Here is a 3098-nt window from a genome sequence, read left to right on the forward strand (position 1 = left end):
GACAACCCGCCCGCCGGCCAGCCCGCGCCCGCCAGTCAGCCCACGCCCGCCAGTCAGCCCACGCCCGCCAGCCAGCTCACGCCCACTGGCTGCGGCGGCCAGCCCGCGCCTTCCGGCCACGGCGACCAGCCCGCGACGGCCCACGGCACCGATGAGTGCGCGTCTGCTGACGGCGCCGACCAGCCGGCCGAGGGTCACCGGATACGCGGCGGCCAGCCCGACTGCGGCCAGCCCCACCCCGCCGGAGATCCGGGCGGCCCGCTTCAGGTGCCGCGCCTCCGGGCGGGGACCGTCGCCGAGGAACGGCCGCACCTCGGAACGCCCGAAGTACACGTTGCGGCCACCGAGGCGGACCCCGAGCGCACCAGCCATCGCCGCCTCGCACTGGCCGGCGTTGGGGCTCGGGTGGTCGTTGCGGTCCCGCCTCCACACCTGCCAGGCCCGCTGCCGGTCCCCGTGCGCGACAGGTGCGACGGCGATGGTGAGCAGCCCGGTCAGCCGGGACGGCACGAGGTTGAGCGCATCGTCCAGCCGAGCGGCCGGGGTGCCGAACCGCGCGTAGCGTGCCGACCGGTGCCCGACCATCGCATCGAGGGTGTTCGCCGCGCGGTAGCCCAGCAGCCCGGGTAGGCCGGCGACCGCACCCCAGAACAGCGGAGCGACGACCGCGTCGGAGGTGTTCTCGGCGACCGATTCGACTGTCGCACGGGCCAGCTCCGACTCGTCCAGCGTCGACGGGTCACGCCCGCAGAGGTGACCGAGGCGTTGCCGGGCGGCGGGCAGGTCACCGTCACGCAGCGTACGGCCCATGACGGTCGCCTCGTGCCGCAGCGTTCGTCCGCCCAGCACGCTCCACGTTCCGGCCGCCACGAGCACCGCCCGGGTCACCGGCCGGTGCCGGGTAGCCGCCGCGGCGACCGCCCCGAGCAGCACCGGCCCTCCGACGGCCAGGGCGGCGAATGCCGTACCCGCCGTTCGGTCCGGACGGTAGAGGCGGCGCTCCAGCGCGCCTGCGGCCTGCCCGAAGCCGGCCACCGGGTGCCACCGGCGGGGGTCGCCGAGCAGCCTGTCCAGCGCGTAACCGGCCAGCAGCCCCACTGCGTTCGCCATCGGCGCTGTCCGTCGCACCCGCACCACCTCCGGCCGGCCAGCCTAGACGAGCACCCCGTGAACCAGCCCACGGTGCCGCGCTGGCGACGAGAACCCCTCGAACGAACAGACACCGGCAGGCCCCGCCGACGCCACCACGCGGGGTGACGACGCTGGTCGCGCCGTCACCCCGCCCCCGTCGTGCCGCACCCCACGGTGGGTGCCATGCCACAGCCCGCCGCGCCGCGTGGTGCCGCGCCGCGTGGTGCCGCGCCGCGTGGCGCCGCGCCGCGTGGCGCCGCGCCGCGTGGTGCCGTTTCGCCTCGGCGCCCGCTACCGATGCGGAACCTCAACGAGCTCGATTGCCGCCCAACCCGTGACGGCCGCGCCGATCGGTCAGGCCGGCTGCGGGATCCGGCCCCGACCACGCCGCCCTCGACCAGGCTGCGCCGGCTGCCCTTCGTCGGGCATCGGCCCCAACTCGATGTCCAGGTCGGCGTCGGCATTGTCGTCGTCCGCATCGGGTGGAGATGCCAACTCGTCGTCGAGCTCCGCCGGCGTGCTGACCTGCCCGACCTGCCTGGCCTCCCCGACCTGTCCGCCGCCCGGGGAGCTGTCGTCGTCCTCCGGGAGGTTGCCGAACGGGCTGGTGCGCAGCTCGGCGTAGTCGGGCAGCTCGAAGTCGTCGTCCAGTGGCCGGTCGTCGGGCAGCACGGGGGCTTGCCCGGCCGGCACCGGTTCGGTGGGCTCGCCGTGCACCCGGGCCTCGGCCTCCGCGTCCTCCACGGTGCTGGTCGTCATGCTCGGCCGGTTGCGCAGGAACCGGGCCCGGCCCCGGGACAGATCGTGGCCGACGGCGACCGCTTCCAACTCGTAGAGCGTGCGGTGGTTGCCGGCGTCGTCGGTCCAGTCGCGGGTGTAGAGCCGCCCGCAGACCACCACCGGATCGCCGACCATGACGGAGGCAGCCACCCCCTCGGCGAGCTTGCGCCAGCAGTTGACGCGGACGCGCAGCGAATTGCCGTCCACCCACCGGCCACTGTCCCGGTCGAGTCGGCGGGCGGTGGAGGCGACCTTGAAGTTGGCCACCAGGGTGTTGCTCTGGGTCGTACGCCGCCACTCCGGCGTGGTGAGCACATTACCGACAATCGTTACATAGGTGTCGAACATCGTCCCTCCAGGGGATCGGGGCCTGCCAGCGCGAGTCGACTCGCTACCGAGCATCGACACCGAGTACGCCCATCACCAGCACCCCTGCCCGACCTGTGGATGACGAACCCACCTGTGGACAACGCCCTGATCACGCCCGGATGTGGTACGCCCGACCTGCCCGACCCGCCGTCCACGGTTTCCCCGGCCCTTTGAACTGGGTAAGGGCTTGATCAACGCACCACCGACAGTTGCACGTCGACGAGAGGTCAGCGCCATGACGATCACTACCACCGGTTCCGCGAACGCTTCCAAGGCGCGGCGATGAGCGCCGTGGCGAACCCGGCCACCGTGGCTGAGTGCCTGCGGGTGGGCGCCGGGTTCTCGCAGGGCGACCGCAACTGGATCGCCGAGCAGTTCGCCACCCTCGACGCCCGGCTCGCCAGCTTCCACGCCGACGCCACCGAGCTGGAGGTGTCGGTGAAGGACCGGGAGGCGCGCGGCCAGAAGGTCACCCTGGAGTGCTGGATCGCCGGCCGACAGAAGATCGTCACCACCTCCGCCGAGGAGGACCTGCACGCCGCCCTCAACGATGTCCGGGACGACCTGCGGCGTCGGCTCAACGACGCCAAGACCCGCCAGGAGCCCCGGCACAACAAGCACCTGCGCGACCTCCCCCAACCGCAGACCGAGGCCGACGAGTCCGAGGACGAGGCCCCGCGCGCCGACGCGGAAACGGCCTGACCCACGCCTCACCCCCCGCGATCTTGCACTTTCATCGCCCGAATAGCGGCTATGGCCCCCTTATGCCGGGACAGAAAGTGCAAGATCGCGGGGGCGAACCCGCCGCGATCTTGCAC

At 73.1% G+C, this 3098-nt stretch carries 2 protein-coding genes and 1 pseudogene; 1 reads left to right on the plus strand and 2 read right to left on the minus strand.

Going from position 1 to position 3098, the window contains the following annotated elements:
- Positions 1-108 precede the first annotated feature (108 nt).
- A pseudogene (locus DLJ59_RS00245) lies at positions 109-1110 on the minus strand (cobalamin biosynthesis protein); the annotation flags it as partial.
- Positions 1111-1485: 375 nt separating this feature from the next.
- Positions 1486-2259, minus strand: coding sequence for a single-stranded DNA-binding protein (locus DLJ59_RS00250; RefSeq protein WP_124770531.1), 774 nt, complete (start codon positions 2257-2259; stop codon positions 1486-1488).
- 303 nt (positions 2260-2562) lie between these two features.
- On the opposite strand from DLJ59_RS00250, the gene DLJ59_RS00255 reads away from it, so the two are divergent.
- A complete protein-coding gene (locus tag DLJ59_RS00255) occupies positions 2563-2982 on the plus strand; it encodes an HPF/RaiA family ribosome-associated protein (protein ID WP_124770532.1) in 420 nt (139 codons plus the stop codon).
- Positions 2983-3098 lie beyond the last annotated feature (116 nt).

It is taken from the genome of Micromonospora inaquosa, assembly GCF_003857055.1.
GTDB classification, from domain to species: domain Bacteria; phylum Actinomycetota; class Actinomycetes; order Mycobacteriales; family Micromonosporaceae; genus Micromonospora; species Micromonospora inaquosa.

Coding starts and splice junctions, on each gene's coding strand:
- DLJ59_RS00250 (WP_124770531.1), bottom strand. CDS start 2,259: ATGTTCGACACCTATGTAACGATTGTCGGTAATGTGCTCACCACGCCG.
- DLJ59_RS00255 (WP_124770532.1), top strand. CDS start 2,563: ATGAGCGCCGTGGCGAACCCGGCCACCGTGGCTGAGTGCCTGCGGGTG.